At 31.8% G+C, this 22,477-nt stretch carries 21 protein-coding genes; 12 read left to right on the forward strand and 9 right to left on the reverse strand.

Annotation, left to right across the window (positions count from 1 at the left end; all coding sequences use genetic code 11):
• Positions 1-6: 6 nt before the first annotated feature.
• From T1L09_RS09230 to T1L09_RS09240, 3 genes are all read left to right on the forward strand, one after another.
• Positions 7-1,371 (forward strand): methylmalonyl-CoA mutase subunit beta, encoded by a 1,365-nt coding sequence (locus T1L09_RS09230; RefSeq protein WP_322550671.1) that lies wholly within the window; start codon positions 7-9, stop codon positions 1,369-1,371.
• A 2-nt stretch (positions 1,372-1,373) separates the two neighbouring features.
• A complete protein-coding gene (gene scpA / locus T1L09_RS09235; RefSeq protein WP_422718508.1) occupies positions 1,374-3,497 on the forward strand; it encodes a methylmalonyl-CoA mutase in 2,124 nt (707 codons plus the stop codon).
• Positions 3,498-3,593: 96 nt separating this feature from the next.
• On the forward strand, positions 3,594-7,283 hold the full coding sequence (locus tag T1L09_RS09240) for a DUF7619 domain-containing protein (protein WP_322550672.1): 3,690 nt from the start codon (positions 3,594-3,596) through the stop codon (positions 7,281-7,283).
• A gap of 172 nt (positions 7,284-7,455) precedes the next feature.
• Here T1L09_RS09240 and T1L09_RS09245 read toward each other — a convergent pair whose 3' ends face one another.
• Positions 7,456-8,025, reverse strand: coding sequence for a hypothetical protein (locus T1L09_RS09245; RefSeq protein ID WP_322550673.1), 570 nt, complete (start codon positions 8,023-8,025; stop codon positions 7,456-7,458).
• Positions 8,026-8,368: 343 nt separating this feature from the next.
• Between T1L09_RS09245 and T1L09_RS09250 the strand changes: the two genes are divergently transcribed.
• The 6 genes from T1L09_RS09250 to T1L09_RS09275 all read left to right on the forward strand — a co-directional run bounded on the left by T1L09_RS09250 (position 8,369) and on the right by T1L09_RS09275 (position 13,605).
• Positions 8,369-9,133, forward strand: a complete 765-nt coding sequence (locus tag T1L09_RS09250; protein ID WP_322550674.1) for a ParA family protein — start codon at positions 8,369-8,371, stop codon at positions 9,131-9,133.
• 10 nt (positions 9,134-9,143) lie between these two features.
• Complete coding sequence (locus tag T1L09_RS09255) at positions 9,144-10,043, forward strand: ParB/RepB/Spo0J family partition protein (protein WP_322550675.1); 900 nt, start codon at positions 9,144-9,146, stop codon at positions 10,041-10,043.
• Entirely contained in the window at positions 10,043-10,606 is a 564-nt protein-coding gene (locus tag T1L09_RS09260) for a DUF5683 domain-containing protein (RefSeq protein ID WP_322550676.1), read from the forward strand. The genes T1L09_RS09255 and T1L09_RS09260 overlap by 1 nt, the downstream gene beginning before the upstream one ends.
• A 47-nt stretch (positions 10,607-10,653) precedes the next feature.
• A complete protein-coding gene (gene dapB, locus T1L09_RS09265) occupies positions 10,654-11,355 on the forward strand; it encodes a 4-hydroxy-tetrahydrodipicolinate reductase (RefSeq protein ID WP_322550677.1) in 702 nt (233 codons plus the stop codon).
• Between the two features lie 62 nt (positions 11,356-11,417).
• Positions 11,418-12,974, forward strand: coding sequence for a signal peptidase I (gene lepB / locus T1L09_RS09270; protein WP_322550678.1), 1,557 nt, complete (start codon positions 11,418-11,420; stop codon positions 12,972-12,974).
• Positions 12,975-12,993: 19 nt separating this feature from the next.
• Entirely contained in the window at positions 12,994-13,605 is a 612-nt protein-coding gene (locus tag T1L09_RS09275; protein ID WP_322550679.1) for a WbqC family protein, read from the forward strand.
• Between the two features lie 52 nt (positions 13,606-13,657).
• Here T1L09_RS09275 and T1L09_RS09280 read toward each other — a convergent pair whose 3' ends face one another.
• A complete protein-coding gene (locus T1L09_RS09280) occupies positions 13,658-14,350 on the reverse strand; it encodes an SIMPL domain-containing protein (protein WP_322550680.1) in 693 nt (230 codons plus the stop codon).
• Positions 14,351-14,400: 50 nt separating this feature from the next.
• Positions 14,401-15,027: a rhomboid family intramembrane serine protease gene (locus T1L09_RS09285; RefSeq protein ID WP_322550681.1), complete on the reverse strand. Its 627-nt coding sequence runs from the start codon at positions 15,025-15,027 to the stop codon at positions 14,401-14,403.
• A gap of 81 nt (positions 15,028-15,108) precedes the next feature.
• Here T1L09_RS09285 and T1L09_RS09290 point away from each other — a divergent pair, with 81 nt between their 5' ends.
• Entirely contained in the window at positions 15,109-15,981 is an 873-nt protein-coding gene (locus T1L09_RS09290; protein ID WP_322550682.1) for a lysophospholipid acyltransferase family protein, read from the forward strand.
• 66 nt (positions 15,982-16,047) lie between these two features.
• On the opposite strand, the gene T1L09_RS09295 is transcribed toward T1L09_RS09290, so the two are convergent.
• Genes T1L09_RS09295 through T1L09_RS09305 form a run of 3 tightly spaced genes read right to left on the reverse strand, consistent with a single transcriptional unit; the run spans position 16,048 to position 18,823 of the window.
• Positions 16,048-17,541, reverse strand: coding sequence for an aminotransferase class V-fold PLP-dependent enzyme (locus T1L09_RS09295; protein ID WP_322550683.1), 1,494 nt, complete (start codon positions 17,539-17,541; stop codon positions 16,048-16,050).
• 13 nt (positions 17,542-17,554) lie between these two features.
• Positions 17,555-18,049 carry a hydrolase gene (locus T1L09_RS09300; protein WP_322550684.1) on the reverse strand — a complete coding sequence of 165 codons (495 nt, stop codon included), beginning with the start codon at positions 18,047-18,049 and terminating at the stop codon, positions 17,555-17,557.
• Positions 18,050-18,058: 9 nt separating this feature from the next.
• Positions 18,059-18,823 (reverse strand): MBL fold metallo-hydrolase, encoded by a 765-nt coding sequence (locus tag T1L09_RS09305; protein ID WP_322550685.1) that lies wholly within the window; start codon positions 18,821-18,823, stop codon positions 18,059-18,061.
• 110 nt (positions 18,824-18,933) lie between these two features.
• Here T1L09_RS09305 and T1L09_RS09310 point away from each other — a divergent pair, with 110 nt between their 5' ends.
• Positions 18,934-20,415 (forward strand): TonB-dependent receptor, encoded by a 1,482-nt coding sequence (locus T1L09_RS09310; protein WP_322550686.1) that lies wholly within the window; start codon positions 18,934-18,936, stop codon positions 20,413-20,415.
• A 38-nt stretch (positions 20,416-20,453) separates the two neighbouring features.
• Here T1L09_RS09310 and bcp read toward each other — a convergent pair whose 3' ends face one another.
• Complete coding sequence (gene bcp / locus T1L09_RS09315; protein WP_322550687.1) at positions 20,454-20,906, reverse strand: thioredoxin-dependent thiol peroxidase; 453 nt, start codon at positions 20,904-20,906, stop codon at positions 20,454-20,456.
• Between the two features lie 46 nt (positions 20,907-20,952).
• On the opposite strand from bcp, the gene T1L09_RS09320 reads away from it, so the two are divergent.
• Entirely contained in the window at positions 20,953-21,606 is a 654-nt protein-coding gene (locus tag T1L09_RS09320) for an endonuclease III domain-containing protein (protein ID WP_322550688.1), read from the forward strand.
• A gap of 41 nt (positions 21,607-21,647) precedes the next feature.
• On the opposite strand, the gene T1L09_RS09325 is transcribed toward T1L09_RS09320, so the two are convergent.
• Together T1L09_RS09325 and T1L09_RS09330 are read right to left on the reverse strand one after the other, a co-directional pair.
• Complete coding sequence (locus T1L09_RS09325) at positions 21,648-21,791, reverse strand: hypothetical protein (protein ID WP_322550689.1); 144 nt, start codon at positions 21,789-21,791, stop codon at positions 21,648-21,650.
• A gap of 53 nt (positions 21,792-21,844) precedes the next feature.
• Positions 21,845-22,429, reverse strand: coding sequence for an RNA polymerase sigma factor (locus tag T1L09_RS09330; protein WP_322550690.1), 585 nt, complete (start codon positions 22,427-22,429; stop codon positions 21,845-21,847).
• Between the last annotated feature and the right edge of the window lie 48 nt (positions 22,430-22,477).

Genomic DNA, 22,477 nt, shown 5'->3' on the forward strand with positions numbered 1-22,477 from the left:
AGAATCGTGACTAACAATAATCTATTTTCCGATTTTGAAGCCGTTACTTCTAAACAGTGGAAGCAACAAATTCAATACGATTTAAAAGGTGCTGATTACAACGAAACATTAGTATGGGAAAGCCCAGAAGGCATAAAAGTAAAACCGTTTTATCATAACGATGAAACCGAAATCAATGCAGCTATCCTTTCATCATCTACTCCATTTGTAATTGTTCAGAATATTTTTGTACACGATGTTCAAAAATCGAATGCGAGAGCTTTAGATACATTGCAAAGAGGTGCTGAAAGCATTCGTTTTACGATTGAAAGTGAGGCAACTTCGATTGAAGATTTAATGCGAAATCTGCCTTTAGAAAATACAACTTATTACTTCAATTTGCCTTTCTTATCAACTGAATTTATTTCGAAAGTAGACGAATTCGCCTCGAAAAATAATGCGAAGTTCATTCTTCAAATTGACCCGATTGGCCAATTATCTAAAGATGGTAATTGGTATGAGAACATTGAAAAAGATTTCGAAAAAGTAACTATAATTGCCTCTAAAACAAAAATCCCATACATAACAATTGCAACCGGAATTTATCAAAATGCTGGTGCTAATATGGTACAACAATTAGCCTACACTTTAGCACATCTTAATGAATATTTCAACAGAATTTCCTCAATAAACCAACCCATTACAATTGAAGTAACCGTTGGAACGAATTATTTCTTTGAAATTGCAAAATTGAGAGCTTTGCGAATTCTATTCAACACGTTAGCTAAAGAATACAACCATAATTTGGATTGCATTATCATTGCAACTCCTACAAAACGCAACAAAACGTTATACGATTACAATGTAAATATGTTGCGGACAACTACGGAATGTATGTCGGCAATATTAGGAGGAGCCGATGCTGTAGCGAACTTGGCTTATGACGCTATTTACCACAAAGACAATGAGTTTGGCGACAGAATTGCACGCAATCAATTGTTAGTTTTAAAGCACGAAAGTTATTTTGACAAAGTAAACAATACTGCAGATGGTGCTTATTATATTGAATCTTTAACCAGTCAATTAGCAGAAAAAGCATTGGAATTGTTTAAAGATATTGAAACAAATGGCGGTTTGATTTCCCAATTAATTGAAGGTACAATTCAACGAAAAATCAACGAAAGTGCTAAGAAGGAACAAGAATTATTTGATTCAGGGAAAGAAGTTTTGCTAGGAACCAATAAATATCCCAACAAAAACGATCGAATGAAAGATGATTTAGAGTTGTTTCCTTTCGTGAAGCAATATGAAAGAAAGACATTAATCAAACCGATTATTGAAAAACGACTGGCTGAAAAATTAGAACAAGAACGCTTATCTCAAGAACATTAATCATGAGAAAAAACATACAACATTTAAAATTAGACCTTAAAAGTCAGCAAGCAGAAGTTTCTGAACAAGAAAACTTTCTAACTGCAGAAAACATAGCAGTCAAACCAACGTATTCAAAAGAAGATATTGCTGATTTAGAACATCTTGGTTTTGGAGCTGGTTTTGCACCAAATCTTCGCGGACCTTACACCACAATGTATGTACGAAGACCTTGGACTATTCGTCAATATGCCGGATTTTCAACTGCTGAAGAAAGTAATGCCTTTTATCGAAGAAATTTGGCTGCTGGGCAAAAAGGTTTATCAGTGGCATTCGATTTAGCAACGCATAGAGGCTACGATTCGGATCACGAAAGAGTTTTTGGTGATGTAGGAAAAGCTGGCGTAGCTATTGATTCTGTTGAAGATATGAAAGTGCTATTCGACCAAATTCCTTTGGATGAAATGTCTGTTTCTATGACAATGAATGGTGCAGTTTTACCCATTATGGCTTTCTATATAGTTGCAGCGGAAGAACAAGGTGTTGCTCCGAGCTTGCTTTCAGGAACCATCCAAAACGATATTTTGAAAGAATTCATGGTGCGAAATACCTATATTTATCCACCAACGCCATCGATGCAAATTATTGCTGATATTTTCGAATATTCAAGTAAAAATATGCCAAAATTCAACTCTATTTCTATTTCAGGTTATCACATGCAAGAAGCGGGAGCTACTGCAGATATTGAATTAGCGTATACTTTAGCTGATGGCTTAGAATACATTAGAACAGGTTTAGCTGCCGGAATGGATATTGACACCTTCGCTCCTCGCCTGTCGTTTTTCTGGGCAATTGGAATGAACCATTTTATGGAAATTGCAAAAATGCGTGCGGCTCGTATGCTTTGGGCAAAATTACTAAAACAATTCCATCCAAAAGATGAGAAATCATTAGCCTTAAGAACTCATTGTCAAACATCGGGTTGGAGTTTAACAGAACAAGATCCTTTTAATAACGTGGCACGAACTGCAATTGAAGCAGCCGCTGCGGCATTTGGTGGAACGCAATCTTTACACACAAATGCTTTGGACGAAGCAATTGCCTTACCAACCGATTTCTCAGCCAGAATTGCACGTAACACACAAATTTTCTTACAAGAAGAAACTAAAATTTGTAAAACAGTTGACCCTTGGGCGGGAAGTTATTACGTGGAAAGTTTAACTGCTGAAATTGCTGAAAAAGCTTGGGCTTTAATCCAAGAAGTAGAAGAACTAGGCGGAATGACCAAAGCAATTGAAGCAGGAATTCCAAAATTAAGAATTGAAGAAGCTGCTGCAAGAAAGCAAGCTCGAATTGACAGTAGTCAAGATATTATTGTTGGGGTTAATAAATACCGTTTGGAAAAAGAAGATCCATTGCACATTCTAGATGTAGATAACAATATGGTTCGGAAACAACAAATTGAACGTTTAGACCAAATAAAAGCAACAAGAGACAACGCAAAAGTGACCGAATGTTTAGCCAAACTTATTGAATGTGCAAAAACTAAAAATGGTAACTTATTAAAATTAGCAGTAGAAGCAGCGCGATATAGAGCCACTTTAGGTGAAATAAGTGATGCATTAGAAACTGTTTACGGAAGATATAAAGCACAAATTAGAAGTTTTAGCGGCGTGTATAGTAAAGAAATCAAAAACGACGAAAGTTTCGCGAAAGCAAAACAATTAGCCGATGCTTTTGCAAAGAAAGATGGACGTCGTCCAAGAATTATGATTGCAAAAATGGGACAAGACGGTCACGATCGTGGTGCCAAAGTGGTAGCAACAGGTTATGCTGATGTAGGTTTTGACGTGGACATTGGTCCGTTATTTCAAACTCCTTATGAATCCGCCAAACAAGCTGTTGAAAATGATGTTCATATTTTAGGCGTTTCGTCTTTAGCGGCCGGACATAAAGTCTTAGTTCCTCAAGTAATTGCCGAACTAAAAAAATATGGTCGTGAGGATATTATGGTAATTGTGGGTGGTGTAATTCCAGCACAAGATTATCAATTCCTTTTCGATGCTGGTGCTGTAGCTGTTTTTGGTCCTGGAACTAAAATTAGCGATGCCGCGATTACGATATTGGAGGTTTTATTGGAGGAGTAAATATATTAAAATGTTATTTTTAAATTTAATTAAAAACTCTTAAGTTTATTCAACAAGTTCTGTTTTATAACATTACAAATTAAAAAAAGTTTATACATGAAAAAATTAGTTTATATTTTAATTTTATTTTGTTTTCACTTCTCTTACTCTCAAAATTTTAATTCATTTAATAGGGATCCTAATTTCAATAATTTCACGCTACCAATTGGTCATAATTTTATTAACGAAAATGTTATAAAAAGTGAAGTTATAGACAATCAAAAAAATTTAGTGTTAACTAATTCTAAAATAGTTAAAATTAGTAGCAATAATATTATTGACGACAGTTTTAATACTGGAACGGGTTTTAAATATATAACTACACTTAGTCGTTCGCTTGAATTAAATGATTTTGCTGTTCAACCTGATGGGAAAATTTTAGTGATGGGGGAGTTTAATAGATTTAACAATTTAAATGTGCATTCTTTGATTCGATTAAATACAGATGGAAGTTTAGACAATACATTTAATTTTTTACCAAGTTATTCTACAGCAAAAGTAACTTCAAATGAATTCAATAAAATTTTGATTCAAGATGATGGTAAAATTATTATTATTGGTGATATCGGAAATGGTAACCTTAGAAATATTACAAGATTGAATCCAGATGGCACTAGGGACACCACATTTAATATCGCTAACGGATATTACGGAACGATATGTTTAGCGCCAAACAATAAATATTATGTTTCTTTTCAGCTTACGATTGGTAGTAATTATAATATGAAAAGTTTAGCTAGAATAAATTCAAATGGAACATTTGATAGTTCTTTCCCTGTTGTTGATTTTTTACCCGTTAATGATTATTTAACAACTATCAATAAAATTTTAATTGATGACAATCATATTTATGTAGGTGGAAATTTTGCTAGATTAGTATCAAGCACCAGTGCATTTAACAGAAGATGTTTATTACGCTTAAATTTAGACGGAACACTTGATACAACTTTTAATATTGGTACAGGATTCACATCTTCATCATATTATAACGTAGCAAGTGTCTATGAAATCAAAAAACAAGATGATGGTAAAATACTTGTAGCTGGTTTATTTAATAGGTTTAATGGAAATGTTGATGGCCTCACTAATAACATTGTTAGATTAAATAATGATGGAAGTAGAGACACTAATTTTTTAAATCCTTCTCATTTAGATTTAAATTTCATTAAAACAGTTTCATTATTTTCCGACAACAAAATTCTAGCTTCAGGTGGTAATTATGATAATTTTTATTTATCAATTCCAACAACTCTGGGTTCTGATATTTTTATTTCAATAATGAATCCCGATGGCACAAAAAACATCAATTTCAATAATATTTCAAAAGATTTTTTTGATAGTAAAGTGTTAGATATTCATGAATCAGCTGATAATAAAATTTATGCTTGTGGTGATTTTCATTTATACAATGGTGAAGTCAAAAAGTTTTTTATTAGATTAAACAGTGATGGAAGTATTGATAATTCAATGAATTATGGTAATGGAGTTGGATTTTCTACTACCATATCTCAAGGAGATTATGTAAAAGATATTACTACAAATCTCACTAATGACAAAATATTTTTATCTGTAGGTAACGATAATGGAAATAGAACTTATAATAGTTCAACTTTTAAACAAATAATAAAGCTAAATTTAGATGGTTCTCATGATAACTCGTTTTCTATTGTTGGGGCAGGTTTTTCTGGAAACATAAATGCAATTTTACCACTTCCAAACGACAAGTTACTTGTGGGTGGTGTATTTAACACATATAATAGCACAAATACGTGCAACAATCTAGGCGTACTTAGTAATGGAAGTGGAATATTAAATCATACTACAACATTTGCTGTATATTCATTGATTTATCAAAACGATGGAAAAATTCTAGTAAGCGGAACGGGTTTAAAAAGATATGGGGTTAATTCATCTGGAAATCTTTTAAATGATAATTCACTAATTGTTGACCCACTAATTACGTCCATAAATTGTGATCATATTGCAGTGACGAGTGACGACAAAATTATAATGTCTGGCACTTTTATTGTTAATGGAGTTAGCAAAGAAATTATTAAATTAAATAATGACGGAAGTTTAGACTTAAGTTTTATTTATGATGATTCAAATACAAATAAAGTAATTAAAGCGTTCTCATTGACTTCGGATAATAAGATTATTTGTAGTACACAAGAAACAACAATTGCGCCAAATGGATATACTACCTATAATCATCAATTATTAAGATTAAAAGAAAATGGTGAAGTTGACATTGATGTTGCTCCATTAAATTTACAATCTATAGTAAGTGGTTTAAAAACACTAAATGATAATGGGATTCTTTTATATAATCTTGATTATGGATCTAACTTGCGTTTTAACATTATAAATAATGTTCCAGTTTATGGAATGGCAAAATTATTAGGGGGAAATTATTACACCATTAAAGGTGAAAATAAATTTGATTTTGAAAGCAATGGGTGTAGTGATTCTGATTTAAATCTTCCTAATTTAAATTTGCAAATTAACAATGGAACAGACACTAGAACTTTTATTGCTAATTCATCAGGAGAATACAGTTTTTCAGTAGAATCAGGTAATTATACTTTAGTTCCAAATATTGAAAATTCAAGTTATTTTAATATTTCTCCAACGAGTTTTACGGCTAGCTTTCCATCTCAAACAAGTCCACTAATACAAGATTTTTGTATTACACCAAATGGCATTCATTCTGATGTGGAAATAGTAATTTTACCAATAAACAGTGCTCGCCCAGGTTTTGACGCAAATTATAAATTGGTTTATAAAAACAAAGGAAACCAAACTGAAAACGGAAATTTTACTTTAACCTTTGAAAATTCAGTTTTAGATTTGGTATCTACAAGTCTACCATTCAATAGTTCTACATCAAATAGTTTCACATGGAATTATTCAAATTTACTGCCTTTTGAAGAAAGAGAAATTAATATAATTTTCAACCTAAATTCAACTATTGAAACCCCACCAGTTAACAATGATGATGTTTTAAATTTTAATATTTTAATTTCAACAACAAACACTGATGAATCAGTTGAAGACAATACATTTAATTTAAATCAAACCGTTGTAGGTTCATACGACCCTAATGACAAAACTTGTCTACAAGGAACAATTGTAGATGCGAGTATAATTGATAACTATGCTCATTATCTTATTCGTTTCGAAAATACAGGTTCCTACAAGGCTGAAAAAATTGTTATAGAAGATTTAATTGATGTTACAAAATTTAATATTTCAACTCTAACTCCTTTAAATAGTAGTCATTCATTTGTCACAAAAATTATCAATAATAAAGTAGATTTTATTTTTGAAAACATTAATTTAGATTTTCTCCCAAACAACAATAAAGGATATTTATCTTTCAAAATTAAAACTTTACCTAATTTAGTTGTGGGAGATGTTTTCAGTAATCAAGTTAATATACTTTTTGATTATAATTATGCTGTAACAACTAATAATTATGATACTACAATAGCTTCTTTAAGCAACCAAAACATAGAACCATTAGACGATATTTTGATATATCCTAACCCCGTAAATGATTATCTAAGTATTAGCAGTGATTTTGAAATTTATAAATTAGAAATTTATAATTTACTTGGACAAGTTATATTAGTTACGTTAAATCCCAACGCTTCAATTGATTTAACAAATTTAAAACCAGGAAATTACATATTAAAACTAAATACCAATAAAGGTATTATTAATAAAACTTTTATTAAAAATTAACAGAAAATTCATAATAGCATTATAAACAATAAGAAATTTTGTAAATAAATTATTTGTATCAAAATAAAAAAAATATTAAATATTTTTTTTTAGATTCTAAAAAACACCAGCAAAAATGTTGGTGTTTTCTTTTAATAAAATCTGTAAAATCAGCGTTGTAAAAACATTAGTGCTATCTTCGTTCCAAATAATCATCCACCGCCATCACACCTTCCAAAAAATCAATACTTTTTACTTCTTCAAAAAAGTCGATTTCGGTTTCGTGAGGTAAAAAATCGGAGATGATGCGCACGATAAAATCTTGTGGTTTTTTCAAAAATTTAAACGTGTAATCTTCCATATTTACAACCGTTTTTTCAGCTAAATCGGTCGTTCTTACAAACTTATCAGAAGTTAAAGAAGATAAACAAGGTAAATTTAGCTTTGGTTTTTCGGTGATGATGGGTTTTCCGTTTTCAAATAAGCCGCCTTCGTAACCGTATAGCGAGGCATTTGTAATTTCTATTGGTTTTCCAAAGCCTAATTCAATGGGTAAAGCTGCTTCTTTTCCTACTATTGCTGCAAATCCCATAAGCACACAAACATCATGTGCTGGTAAATTCAGCAAGGTTTTAGCCGTACCTTCTCTACCAATTCCTGAAACTATTACTTCATAAGTATGGTTTAAATTTGGCAAACGTGAAAGGGCATCAAGGACTTTAGCTTCCTCAATATCCATTGGAGTTAGGATGATAATTTTCAAGTTATTTTAGGAATAAAAAATTAAAAAAAGACAAAAGTAAAGAACATTGGAATATTTTAAAAATTATTAAACCAAATAAAAAAAATAGTAGAATATCAACTAAAAAGTAGCTCATATTTCACACATTATTCGGCAAATAAATAAAATTAATACGGAGCAAAACTTAAAAGAAAGCTTCCCAGAAGTGATTAAAAAATTAAAATTTGTCTTGCATAATCTTTACAATACCTTTTTTTGATCGATATAAATCAGTGAAACAACACTTTAGACTATTGTTAACAAAATTGACTTGAAAAAACCATAAATAATTGTATTTTTACAGCTTAAATTTTTTAACTATCAAATGGGTAAAATCATTGCAATTGCCAATCAAAAAGGTGGCGTAGGGAAAACTACAACTTCTATTAATTTAGCAGCATCACTCGGCGTTTTAGAAAAAAAAGTGCTTTTAATTGATGCCGATCCGCAAGCCAATGCCAGTTCTGGTTTAGGAATTGATGTGGAAAGTGTTGAAATAGGTTCCTACCAAGTTTTAGAACATAGCGCAACTCCAGAAGATGCGATTGTATCTTGTTCTGCACCTAATGTTTCGGTAATTCCTGCTCACATTGACTTGGTCGCGATTGAAATTGAATTAGTTGATAAGGAAAATCGCGAATATATGCTTAAACAAGCCTTGGAAAGTGTAAAAGATCAATATGATTACATCATAATTGACTGCGCACCATCATTAGGTTTATTAACATTAAATGCTTTAACGGCGGCCGATAGTGTAATTATTCCTATTCAGTGTGAATATTTTGCATTGGAAGGATTGGGTAAATTATTAAATACAATTAAAAGTGTTCAGAAAATACATAATCCAAATTTAGATATTGAAGGATTGTTATTGACGATGTTTGATTCTCGTTTGAGATTATCAAATCAAGTTGTTGAAGAAGTACAAAAACATTTCAACGATATGGTTTTTAACACTATCATTCAAAGAAATACTAAATTGAGTGAAGCACCAAGTTTTGGAGAAAGTATCATTAACTATGATGCTACAAGTAAAGGAGCTTCAAATTATCTAAGTTTAGCGGAAGAAATTATTAAGAAAAATCAATAATATTTAGAAGATGACAAAAGCCGTAAAAAAGCAAGCCTTAGGAAGAGGATTATCCGCTTTATTAAAAGACCCAAACAACGATATTAAATCGGTTGAGGACAAAAATGCAGATAAAGTTGTAGGAAGTATTATTGAATTAGATATTGAATCTATTGAGATTAATCCGTTTCAACCGCGAACGAATTTCAATGAAGAGACATTACAAGAATTAGCCAAATCGATAAAAGAATTAGGTGTAATTCAACCAATTACCGTAAGAAAATTAGAGTTTAATAAATTCCAACTAATTTCTGGAGAACGTCGTTTGCGTGCCACAAAATTAATTGGATTAACTACAATCCCAGCTTACATTCGTTTAGCGAATGATAACGAATCGTTAGTGATGGCATTGGTAGAAAATATCCAGCGCCATGATTTAGATCCAATTGAAGTAGCGATTTCTTATCAAAGATTAATTGAAGAAATAAGTTTAACACAAGAAGAACTAAGTGAACGTGTAGGAAAAAAACGTTCTACAATTACTAACTATTTACGTTTACTTAAATTAGATCCAATTATTCAAACTGGAATGCGAGATGGTTTTATTTCAATGGGCCACGGAAGAGCGTTAATTGGTATCGAGAATCAAGACATTCAAAGTGATATTTATCATAAAGTAGTTACTCAAAACTTATCGGTTAGAGAAACAGAGGCCTTGGTAAAAAATTATCAAGATAGCTTAAAACCAAAAACGGATAAAACAACAAAAGATAATAGTTTTGACATAGCCGAAGACGAGAAAAAGGTTTTTGCAAACTATTTTGGAACAAAAGTTGATGTTAAAGTAGCTGGAAATGGTAAAGGTAAAATAACGATCCCTTTTCATTCAGAAGAAGACTTTAATCGTATCTTGAAATTAATTAATTCCTAGTGAAGCGCTTTCGTTACATAGCCATTATTGTGTGTTTGTTTCTGACTTTAGGGGCAAACGCACAACAAGAAATGCAATTGCGTGCGGCCGATACCATAAAAAATGTTATCGATCCGAATGCTCCTGCAAAAGCGGGTTTCCTTTCTGCTTTAGTACCAGGATTAGGACAAGCATACAATAAAAAATATTGGAAAATTCCAATTGTTTATGGTGGTATGGGTGCTGGTATTTATTTTTATACTTTTAACCAAAAAGCATACAAAGGCTTTAGAAATGAATATAAAAAACGATTAGCAGGAACCTCCTTAGGTGAATTAGATACAAAATATGGTGATTTTTCTGATGACCAATTAATCAGAGGTCAAAAATTTCATCAAAGAAATAGAGATTTATCTGCTTTGATAACAGCAGGAATTTATATCTTAAATATCGTTGATGCAAATGTTGACGCCCATTTAATGCAATTCAACGTAAATGACAATTTAACCGTAAAACCCGACTTGAATCAAAACGAACTTGATTATAAATATAGTTATGGTTTATCGCTTACCTTGAATTTTTAACAAAATATTAGGTAACAATTACTCCATAAACGCAACTTACTCTTCAAATGAAAATAGCACTTTTAGGATACGGAAAAATGGGAAAGGTTATTGAACAAATAGCTTTAGAACGCGGCCACGAAATTGTCTTAAGAAAAGATCAGGATATTTCGTTTGATGGTTTGCAGTTAGCAGATGTAGCAATTGACTTTAGTGTTCCCAACAGTGCTGCAGTGAATATTACAGCATGTTTAAATAACGGAATTCCAGTAATCTCAGGAACAACAGGTTGGTTAGTTAATTATCAAAAAATCGTGGATTTGTGTGAAGCCAAACAAGGTAGTTTTATCTATGCTTCGAATTTTAGTTTAGGCGTAAATGTCTTTTTCGAATTGAATGAATATTTGGCTAAAATGATGACCAATTTGAAACAATATAATGTTTCAATGGAAGAAATTCATCACATGCAAAAGTTAGATGCACCAAGCGGAACAGCGATTACGTTGGCAGACGGCATCATTAAGAATTCAGATTATACAAATTGGACCTTAGAAACTCCAATTAGTAAAGAAATTCACATCGAAGCCAAAAGAATTGAAAATATACCGGGAACACATAGCGTATTTTATAACAGTAATGTAGACCAAATTGAAATAAAACATACCGCTCACAGTAGAGAAGGTTTTGCCCTTGGAGCTGTTGTTGCCGCAGAATGGTTAGTGGGTAAAAAAGGTGTTTTCACTATGAAAGATGTTCTTGGATTAAAATAAAAAAATAAAAAAGCAGAAGAATCTCAATAAAAATTTGATTTTTCTGTATAAAAAATAAAAATATGGAAGTATCAGGTTGGTTGTTTTTTATTCTAATAGTACAAATAATTCACGGATTAGGAACTTGGAAATTGTATGTAAAAGCAGGTAGAAAAGCGTGGGAAGCATTTATTCCAGTGTACAACGGTATTATTTTGATGCAAATCATCAACCGTCCAAAATATTGGATTTTATTACTATTTATTCCGGTAATTAACTTGTTTATATTTCCTATTATTTGGATTGAAACACTCAGAACTTTCGGTAAAAAATCTACCTTGGATATGGTTTTGGGTGTTGTTACATTAGGATTTTATATTGCCTATGTAAATTATACACAAGAAGTAACATATTATGCAAATCGCGACTTAAAAGCTCCAAATAAAACAATGGATACTTTGGGTTCTTTGTCATTTGCAATAGTTGTAGCAACTTTGGTTCATACCTATTTTATTCAACCCTTTACTATTCCAACGGCTTCGTTAGAAAAGTCACTATTGGTTGGCGATTTTTTATTTGTAAGTAAGTTTCATTATGGTGCGCGAACACCTTTGACGCCAATTGCTGCACCAATGGTTCACGATACTTTACCTATTATAAAAGTAAAATCATATTTAGAAAAACCACAGCTTCCGTTTTTCAGATTCCCAGCGATTCAAAAAATTGAACGTAATGATATTGTAGTTTTTAACTGGCCAGCAGATACATTATTTCACATGTATAAAGCGGCGGACAAACGCTATGACAAACCAATTGACAAGAAAACAAACTATGTAAAACGTTGTACGGCGATTCCCGGTGACCAATTTGAAATCAGAGATGGTATTGTTTTTATTAACGGAAAAGAGTCAATTCTTCCTGAAAGAGCCAGACCACAGTACTCTTATAAAGTGGCATGGGACGGTAAAACAGCTGTTGATTTAGATTACCTAAAAAAGGAATTAGACATTACAGATGGTTTTGGACAAATTGCAAAAGACACTTTGATTTTTAGCGCTTTGCCTTACGCTTCTGCGGAACGTATGAAAAACATTCCAGGTTTAACTAAGGTAGAACGAATTATTCATAAAGAAACTGACAAATCTATTTTCCCTTTCACAAAAGAATGGAATGTGGATAATATGGGTCCGATTTATATTCCTGAAGCTGGAAAAACTATAGAAATAAACAAAGATAATATCGCTTTTTATAAAAAAGTAATTGGTGAATATGAAGGAAAAGATTTAAAAATAACTGGTGATGAAATCAGAATTAACGGAAAAGTAGCTACTTCATACACATTTGAACAGAATTATTATTGGATGATGGGAGATAACCGTCACAATTCATTAGATTCTCGTTATTGGGGATTTGTTCCAGGTGATCATATCGTTGGAAAACCTATCTTCATTTGGATGAGTATTGCAGGGATAAATGATGGTATCAAAAACTGGAGCATCCGTTGGGACAGATTGTTTACAACCGTTAGTGGTGAAGGCCAACCTCAATCATATTTTAAATATTTCTTATTTGCTTTAGCGGGCTATTTTGCTTTTGATTATTTTAGAAATAAAAAGAAGAAAAGAGAAGAAAATCAGTAAGTAGCACATCGTTTTACCAATGAACATTCTAATCCATCCAACGTATTTCCCATCCATAAGTCATTATATTGCTATGGCTAAGGCGGATTCAGTAACTTTTGAAATGGAAGATAGTTTTCAGAAACAAACTAACCGGAATAGAATGTATATCTATGGTGCGAATGGTTTACAACTGTTGAATATTCCTGTGAAACAAAGCAATGAAAAACATCAAAAATTCAAAGAAGTTCGAATTGACAATGCATCCGGATGGCAAAAAAATCACTGGAAATCCTTAGAATCAGCCTATCGAACTTCTCCTTTTTTTGAATATTTTGAAGATGATTTAAGACCTTTATTCGGTAAGAAACACGAATTTATAATGGATTTAAATTTCGAAACCTTTGAAGTCATTAATGCATGCTTAGGAATTGGTTTTGATGTTGAAAAGACAGCGGAATACAATCACGAAGCAACTGATTTTAAAGATTTCAGAACCTTGGTGAATGGAAAAAAAGATACAACACAAGTTGAAAAATATACCCAAGTTTTTAATGAAAAATACGGGTTTTTAAACAATCTCAGCATATTAGATTTACTCTTTAATGAAGGTAGATATGCAGTGGATTACTTAGAAAAACAAAAAATATAAGAAAAAAGCCAGCATTTACATCCTGGCTTTTTTTGAATCTAAATTAATGCTATTATTCTAATAAAAAACTAACAGTAACTGTCGACGTAATTTCGATTTCTCCGATGGCTAAAGTTTCTCTTGGCATTGTTTCACCAGCTACCATCGACTCTTTCATCATTGCATACATTGGTGGTCTTGGGTAATTTGTTGACGAATTGTCAGAAATCAACAAGGCTTTCCCAACTTTTTGTCCTGCTAACACAGAAACATAATCGGTTGCTTTTTCTTTGGCATTAAGCATTGCTTCCTTTCGCGCTTGACGCTCAAATTCCTTAATTTTTGAAGATTGAAATTCAACTCCTTGAATATTATTAATACCCGAATCTACTAAATCCATCATTAATTTATCATATTTTACAAGGTCTTTCAAATGAATTGATATCGTTTGATTCGCTACGTAAGAATATTTCTTCGTGTTATAATCGTAGTTTTTATATAAATTGACACGCTGCGTTTGAAAATCAGCCATAGCGATCCCAGCTTGTTTGATAACCTTCAAAACTTTATCAACAGCTTCATCATTTTTCTTCTTTACTTCAGCTGATTCTTTACCTGTGTTTTCAACAGCAACTGTAATTGTAGCTTCATCAGGAGTTACTTTAATTTTACCTTCTCCCGAAACACTAATTTGAGGAATTTGTTTCACCTCTTGCGCTTGTACCATAGTTGTAATTAAAGTTAGTACTAAAAATAATTTTCTCATAATAAGTTCTTTTATATTTATAATTTCAACTATTGTGCCAAACTTTTTTTTTACAGCTTATTAAATTTTAACAAGAAAAACAATACTACAATTGGAATCAATAAGGCAATAACCGTAATCGTTTCTGATTGAAAAAGATCAGGCCTTCTGGCTAGAGTTATTAAATAACCACCAATTGCACCACCAAAATGTGCCACGTGACCAATGTTGTCCTTCTTAGCTTTCATTCCATAAATAGAAAATAACAAATAGATAAATCCGAAAATATATCCAGGAATAAAACCATACATATACAAATTTGGTTCTAATAAAATAGCGCTATAAATAATTCCCATAACGGCTCCTGAAGCACCGACTGCTCTATAATTGTAATCTTCTTTATGGAAAGATAAAGTTAGTAAATTTCCCGCAATTAGACTTGCAAAATAGATATAAACAAAAAACAACACATCTAAATTCTCAATTACATAAGGTGCAAACAAATACAAAGTAAACATATTGAAAAACAAATGTGACATATCAACGTGCAGAAATCCTGAAGTAAACATTCTAATTTGTTCTCCCGCACGAATGCTTCCGATGTGAAATTCGTATTTTCTGAAGAAAAACGTATCGTTAAAGGCTTTAAAACTGACTAATGCATTTGCTAAAATAATAGCAATCAAAATAAAATTCATAGGAGTAATTTTTGGTAAATTTAGCAATAGTTTGGTTATTTACTAAAGGATTAAAAAACTATATTTGTAAAAAAAAGTGCTATGCAGTTACTTCTCTATATAATATTGTATCCAATTTTATGGCTAATTTCAATATTACCTTTTCGAATTTTCTACATATTTTCGGATTTTATCTGTTTTTTAGTTTACAACATTATAGGGTACCGAAAAAAAATAGTCCGTGAAAACATTTCTTTAGCGCTGCCCCATTTATCTGCAAAAGAACAACGTGTGGTAGAAAAAAAATTCTACAAACACTTGTGTGATTTGTTTTTGGAAATGATAAAAACAATTAGTATTTCAAAAGAAGAAATTGAAAGACGCTATACTTTTAAAAACATAGAGGTTTATAAGGAATTAGAGAAAAAAAATAAAAGCGTAGCTTTGTTGTGCGCACATTATGCCAGTTATGAATGGGCGATTTCAATGAATTATCACTTAAATTTTATAGGTTATGGGATTTATAAGAAACTAGCCAATCCGTATTTTGATAAATTAGTGCGAGATATTCGTTCGAAATTTAAAGCCGTTTTAATTACTACAAAAGAAACAATTCCTACCATTCATCACAATTATAAAAATAATATTTTGAGCATATATGGTTTCGCAAGTGATCAATCGCCAAAATTAAATGCAACACATCATTGGGCTTCATTTATGGGACACGTTGTACCAGTTCACACAGGTGCAGAAATGCTAGCAAAACGTTTTGATATGAATGTGATTTTCTTAAAGACTAGAAAAGTGAAAAGAGGTTATTATGAAGCAAGTTTCGAAATTTTGTCTGTAGATGCCAAATCAGTTCCAAATTATGAAATCACCGACCAATTTCTAAAACTAGTAGAAGGACAGATTTTAGAAGCACCCGAATTTTACTTATGGACACACAAACGATGGAAACACAGGAAAGACTAAAATATATCAAAAAAGAGATGCTTAACTGAATTAGCATCTCTTTTTTGATATATTATTTTATAGCGATTATTCGAACCACTTTGTAACCATTTCTTTTTCTGAATGCACTGCGTTTTTATGTACAAACTCATTTGTTTTTGGATTGTATTCATATTCTTTTGCCCATTCTTGATGATTTGCTGCAACAGCTTTAATACTATCGCATACAAATTGAATTTCTTCGGATGTTGTAGTTGGGTGAATTGACATTCTGATCCATCCTGGCTTTAAAATCAAATCGCCCGAAGAAATCTGACACACTAAATTTTCTGATGTTTCTTGGTCAACGTGTAATAAAAAATGTCCGTATGTTCCAGCACAACTACAACCTCCTCGTGTTTGAATACCAAACTTATCATTTAGCAATTTAACCCCTAAATTGAAATGCAAATCATCTACATAAAAAGAAATCACCCCTAATCTATCTTGATGTTGATTTGCTAAAATATGTAAATTATCAATCGCATTTAATTCCGAAAAAATATAATCTACTAATTCGTGTTCTCTTTTTAAGATGTTATCAACGCCCATTTTATCCTTCAATTGAATGGCTAAAGCGGTCTTAATAACTTGTAAGAAACCCGGCGTTCCACCATCTTCTCTGTCTTCAATATTGTCGATATATTTATGTTCACCCCAAGGATTTGTCCAACTAACGGTTCCTCCTCCTGGCGCATCAGGAACATTATTTTTGTACAGATTTTTATTAAAAACAAGCACACCCGAAGTACCAGGCCCACCTAAGAATTTATGAGGTGAAAAGAAAATTGCATCTAAATAACGTTCGTTGTCAATATGCATATCAATTTCCACATAAGGTCCTGAACAAGCAAAATCTACAAAGCAAACACCGTTATTATCGTGCATAATTTTAGCTACATCATAATAAGGTGTACGAATTCCAGTAACATTCGAACAAGAAGTAATTGAAGCGATTTTAAAAACACGGTCTTCATAATGCGCTACTAATTTTTCAAATTCATTCAAACAAAACAGACCTTCTTCATTCGCTGGAATTACAACAACATCTGCAATTGTTTCCAACCAAGAGGTTTGATTTGAATGATGTTCCATATGAGAAATGAAAACAATAGGCTTAATTGCATCGGGAATAGCCGTAAATTCTTTCAAATTTTCTGGGATACGAAGTCCTAAAATACGTTGAAATTTATTTACAACTCCGGTCATTCCTGTTCCATCGGTAATTAAAATATCATTATCATCAGCGTTTACGTGCTTTTTGATAATATTTCTTGCTTTGTGATACGCCATGGTCATTGCCGTACCTGAAACCGTAGTTTCGGTGTGGGTGTTAGCGACAAAAGGACCAAACTGATTCATTAGTTTTTCTTCAATTGGACGATATAATCTTCCACTTGCTGTCCAGTCGGTATAAACAATTTTGCGTATTCCAAAAGGTGATTCAAAATCTTTATTGATTCCGATGATGTCTTTTCTGAATTGATCAAAATAAACTTCTAATTCGGTTTTTGTAGTTGTAGTAGTTGTAGTAGTTGACATTGTGTTTCTTTAATTATTCTTTTGTTTGTCTTTCGTACAGTACCGTTTCTATCGTTTCAAAATCCGTAGGTTTCCCTTCTGCAACAAAGTATTTTACTAAAATTTGCCCCCATAAATCGCCATTTGAAAATTCTGCCACAATCCAACGGTGATTTAAAATTTTTGAGGTATTTACTAAAAAGGGTTTCCCGTCAATTGGTTCATAAGGAACTAATTTATTACCGTTTTTATTTTCATTCAAAACTAACAAATCTTCTTTCACTTTTAAGGATACTTTTTGATAGTCTAATTCGTTTTTATAAAAATATTCTTGCGCATCTTCATCACTTTCCAAAGCAAAATAATTAGCCATAGTTAAATTAGCTACTGAATCGCGAGCTATTTGTAACCGCTCTTTAGTCTTAGAAACGTCTTGCTCTTTCGCTTCCAAAATTTTTGTTGAATTCACATATTGAAAAATATTAAACAATAGCGAAAAAATTAACGCGTACAAAATTACGTTTTTCATAAAAATTAGTTAAATATTAATTGTTAAATTATCATACGCTACAAACACATTCTCAGGTAGTTTCGCTTGAATTTCCTCGTGAAATCCGAAAACGTGACTGATGTGCGTAAAATAGGTTTTCTTAGGTTGCACCAAAGATATAAAATGTAAAGCTTCTTCTAAATTAAAATGTGTAGTATGATACTCTTCTCTCAAACAATTTATTACCAAAACATTACATCCTTTTATTTTATCAATTTCGGCATTTTCCATTGTTTTTACATCGGTTAAATAAACGAAATCTTGAATGCGATAACCAAAAATTTGCAAACTACCGTGCATTGCATTTATAGGAATTACTTCCAAATTCTTCACTTCAAACGACTCATTATTGTTTACTTCTTTTGCAATTACGCTCGGAGCACCTGGATATTTATTTTCATTTTCAAAAATATAATCAAATCGCTTCGACAAATTAAATAAAACACGTTGGTGTGCAAAAACCGAAATATCACCCTGTTTAAAGTAAAAAGGACGAATATCATCTAAACCAGCCGTGTGATCTGCGTGTTCATGGGTAAAAAGCAATCCATCAATAACTGTACATTTTGAAGTTAACATTTGTTGTCTAAAATCAGGACCGCAATCAATAACAATAGAAGTATCGTTAGCCTCAACCCAAACAGAAACACGCAATCTTTTGTCTTTGGTATCGCTACTTAAACAAACGGAATGATTACTACCAATTACAGGAATTCCTTGAGAAGTTCCTGTACCTAAAAAGTAAATTTTCAAAGTCTTTTCTTTTTTACAAAAATAACAATAAATATGATAATCTCTATCAAAATGATTAACTTTGCAATCTAAGTTAAAGTGTTAAATTAGTTGTAAAATAAGTGAAATTAATGATAAATAAATTAACCGACATCAAAATAAGTGGCGATAGAGAAATTGAACACGTTCCATCTATCAAAGACAAAGCGTTAAGAATTAATCTTAATCAAAACATTTATGGAACTTTCGCTGAAATTGGTGCAGGACAAGAAACGGTTCGTAATTTTTTTAGAGCTGGCGCTTCATCAAGAACGATTGCAAAAGCGATGTCAGCTTATGATAAAGATTTTAGTGATGCAATTTATGGCGAAGAAGTAGATGGACGTTATGTTACTGAAAGTCGACTAAAAAAAATGCTTACGCACGAAATTAATTTAGTTGAAGAGCGTTTAAGCAGAGAAAAACATCCTGATAAATTGTTTTTCAGTTATGCAAATACGGTTGCTACTATCGATTTTGCAAAACAGAATAAAGGACACGGATGGGTAGGTATTGTGTACCAATTAGAACCAAATGAAGCCTACAACGAAATTACTTTACACATTCGATTTAAAGAAAATGATGCCAAATTACAACAAGAAACCTTGGGGATTCTTGGTGTTAATTTAATATATGGCGCTTTTTACAAATATAATGACCCAAAAAAATTACTTCGTTATTTATACGATCATTTAGATAAAGACCAAATTGAAGTCGACAACATTAACTTTTCAGGACCTCGTTTTGCCGAAGTTGATAATCGATTAATGAGTTTGCAATTGGTGAAAAATGGAATGACAGATGCTGTAATGTTTGGACCTGATGGTAAAAATATTCTTCCAGCAACGGTTTTATACAAGAAAAATATTTTAGCTTTAAGAGGAAGCTTTAGACCAGTTACCAAAGTAAATATGGATATGTATGAAGAATCATACAATATGTTTATCAAGGAAAATAAAGTTGATAAAGAAAATACTTTCGTAGTCTTCGAAATAACACTTTCTAATTTAAAAGCAGAAGGTGAAATTGATGAACGCGATTTCTTAGACCGAGCCGAATTACTTTGTAAATTAGGACAAACTGTAATGATTTCCAATTTCCAAGAATACTTCAAAGTAGTAGAATACTTCTCAAGCTTTTCCAAAGCAAGAATGGGATTAGCAATGGGCGTAAATAATTTAATCGAAATTTTTGATGAAAAATACTACCGTCACTTATCAGGTGGAATTCTGGAAGCCTTCGGTAAATTATTCTACCGCGACTTAAAAGTATATTTGTACCCGATGAAAGATCCAATGGGCAATATTATTACTTCAGAAAACTTAAAAGTACATCCAAGAATGAAAGAGTTATACAAATTTTTTAAATTTAATGGAAAAGTAGTAGACATAAAAGATTATGAAGAAAAAAACTTAGATATTTTCTCTCGAAAAGTACTAAAAATGATCTGCAGAAGTGAGGATGGCTGGGAAGATTTACTACCAAAAGGATCTGCCGAATTAATTAAGAAAGACAAATTATTTTCTTTTGCATGTGAGGTTGATTTCAAGAAAGAAGCAGAAAAAATGAATTAGATACAAAACAAAAATGGCTACAATTTGTAGCCATTTTTTTATTTTAAAATTTGATTTGCGTGCTCTTTGGTTTTCACTTTATCAATTACTTCATCAATGATTCCGTTTTCATCAATTATGAAAGTTGTTCTATGAATGCCATCATATTCTTTTCCCATAAATTTCTTTGGGCCCCAAACGCCAAAAGCTTCAATTACTGATTTGTCTTCATCAGCTAGCAATGGAAATGGTAATTCGTTTTTCTCTATAAATTTCGCTTGCGCTTTCGCACCATCAGCACTAACACCAAGTAAGGCATAATTATTTTCTTGAAAACGTTCGAAGTTATCTCTTAAATCACACGCTTCAGAAGTGCAACCTGGCGTACTTGCTTTCGGATAGAAAAAAACAACTAATTTCTTACCGCTATAATCTGCTAATTTATGTGCTATTCCGTTTTGATCTAAACCTGAAAAATTAGGTGCTTTATCCCCTTTTTTTAATGTTGTCATCTATATTTAGTTTAAATTTGTTTTACGATATATAAATATACGAAAAATGACCAAAAACGAAAAAGTAACGTTTGTTATAAATACGTTAAAAGAATTATATCCTGAAATTCCAGTACCTTTAGATCATAAAGATCCTTATACTTTATTAATTGCCGTTTTACTTTCTGCACAATGCACAGATGTTCGAGTAAATCAAATCACACCATTATTATTTGCGAAAGCAGACAATCCGTATGATATGATAAAAATGTCTGTGGAAGAAATTAGAGAAATTATCCGTCCTTGCGGACTGTCGCCAATGAAATCAAAAGGAATTCACGGTTTATCCCAAATGATTATTGAACATCACAATGGCGAAGTGCCCAAAAGTTTTGAAGAATTGGAGAAATTTCCGGCCGTCGGACATAAAACTGCGGGTGTTGTGATGAGTCAGGCTTTTGGGGTTCCTGCATTTCCGGTTGACACCCATATTCATCGTTTACTATATCGTTGGGGATTTACCAATGGAAAAAATGTGCAACAAACCGAAAAAGATGCCAAGCGATTGTTTCCAGAAGAAGTATGGAACAACTTGCACCTGCAAATCATTTGGTATGGACGCGAATATTCACCTGCTCGCGGTTGGGATTTAGAAAAAGACCTTATTACAAAAACAATTGGAAGGAAAAAAGTCTTGGATGAATATTATAAGAAAAAATAAAAGCAACAAAAAATGCCTCAAATTACTTTGAGGCATTTTTATTAATTAGCATTAATTTCAAAAGTTAAATTTCCAACTTTATGAATACTCATCGCTTTGGAAAAACTTAATAAAAAGGATATTGTTTCTTTTTTAGGTTTCATATTTTGAATTGCTAATTTTTTCTTAGAGTAAAGTTTCGCCATATATATGTATTAAATTGCTTTTAATAGATAACGACAATAATTTACTTTTAGTATTAATTAGTCAAAATAATTTGATTTTTTTCAATAATTTTTCGCAAGTTTAATAAGGCATAACGCATTCTCCCTAAAGCTGTGTTAATACTAACTCCCGTAGAATCAGCAATTTCTTTAAAACTCATATCTTGATACATACGCATTACCAAAACTTCTTTCTGATCATCAGGTAATTCATCTAATAATCGCGTCAAATCACTTTCAACTTGTTCTGTAATAATCTTACTTTCAATTGTCGGCGAATTATCAGACATATAGTCGAATATTGAAAACTCTTCCGTTTCTCTTTGAAAAGGCATTTTATTTGCTTTTCTAAAATGATCTACCGTCAAATTATGTGCGATACGCATCACCCAAGGTAAAAATTTACCTTCTTCATTATATGATTTTGTTTTTAGTGTTTTAATTACTTTGATAAACGTATCTTGAAAAATGTCATCTGACAAATCTCTATCAGAAACTTTTGAATAAATAAAACCGTAGATTTTTGATTGATGCCTGGTAATTAAAACCGATAAAGCCGACTCGTCGCCACTTATGTAGTTTTTTACCAATACCGCATCAGGGAGTACAAGATTAGCCATAACAATACCTTTTTAGTTAATTTTAAATTATTCGGATTCTAAAAAGTA

The organism is Flavobacterium psychraquaticum (assembly GCF_034497725.1).
Classification (GTDB): Bacteria; Bacteroidota; Bacteroidia; order Flavobacteriales; family Flavobacteriaceae; genus Flavobacterium; species Flavobacterium psychraquaticum.

What these genes read in the sequence shown, in the direction of transcription:
- scpA (WP_422718508.1), top strand. Translation starts at nt 1,374, where the DNA reads ATGAGAAAAAACATACAACATTTAAAATTAGACCTTAAAAGTCAGCAA.
- T1L09_RS09240 (WP_322550672.1), top strand. Translation starts at nt 3,594, where the DNA reads ATGAAAAAATTAGTTTATATTTTAATTTTATTTTGTTTTCACTTCTCT.
- T1L09_RS09250 (WP_322550674.1), top strand. Translation starts at nt 8,369, where the DNA reads ATGGGTAAAATCATTGCAATTGCCAATCAAAAAGGTGGCGTAGGGAAA.
- T1L09_RS09255 (WP_322550675.1), top strand. Translation starts at nt 9,144, where the DNA reads ATGACAAAAGCCGTAAAAAAGCAAGCCTTAGGAAGAGGATTATCCGCT.
- dapB (WP_322550677.1), top strand. Translation starts at nt 10,654, where the DNA reads ATGAAAATAGCACTTTTAGGATACGGAAAAATGGGAAAGGTTATTGAA.
- lepB (WP_322550678.1), top strand. Translation starts at nt 11,418, where the DNA reads ATGGAAGTATCAGGTTGGTTGTTTTTTATTCTAATAGTACAAATAATT.
- T1L09_RS09275 (WP_322550679.1), top strand. Translation starts at nt 12,994, where the DNA reads ATGAACATTCTAATCCATCCAACGTATTTCCCATCCATAAGTCATTAT.
- T1L09_RS09280 (WP_322550680.1), bottom strand. Translation starts at nt 14,350, where the DNA reads ATGAGAAAATTATTTTTAGTACTAACTTTAATTACAACTATGGTACAA.
- T1L09_RS09285 (WP_322550681.1), bottom strand. Translation starts at nt 15,027, where the DNA reads ATGAATTTTATTTTGATTGCTATTATTTTAGCAAATGCATTAGTCAGT.
- T1L09_RS09290 (WP_322550682.1), top strand. Translation starts at nt 15,109, where the DNA reads ATGCAGTTACTTCTCTATATAATATTGTATCCAATTTTATGGCTAATT.
- T1L09_RS09295 (WP_322550683.1), bottom strand. Translation starts at nt 17,541, where the DNA reads ATGTCAACTACTACAACTACTACAACTACAAAAACCGAATTAGAAGTT.
- T1L09_RS09300 (WP_322550684.1), bottom strand. Translation starts at nt 18,049, where the DNA reads ATGAAAAACGTAATTTTGTACGCGTTAATTTTTTCGCTATTGTTTAAT.
- T1L09_RS09310 (WP_322550686.1), top strand. Translation starts at nt 18,934, where the DNA reads ATGATAAATAAATTAACCGACATCAAAATAAGTGGCGATAGAGAAATT.
- bcp (WP_322550687.1), bottom strand. Translation starts at nt 20,906, where the DNA reads ATGACAACATTAAAAAAAGGGGATAAAGCACCTAATTTTTCAGGTTTA.
- T1L09_RS09320 (WP_322550688.1), top strand. Translation starts at nt 20,953, where the DNA reads ATGACCAAAAACGAAAAAGTAACGTTTGTTATAAATACGTTAAAAGAA.
- T1L09_RS09325 (WP_322550689.1), bottom strand. Translation starts at nt 21,791, where the DNA reads ATGGCGAAACTTTACTCTAAGAAAAAATTAGCAATTCAAAATATGAAA.
- T1L09_RS09330 (WP_322550690.1), bottom strand. Translation starts at nt 22,429, where the DNA reads ATGGCTAATCTTGTACTCCCTGATGCGGTATTGGTAAAAAACTACATA.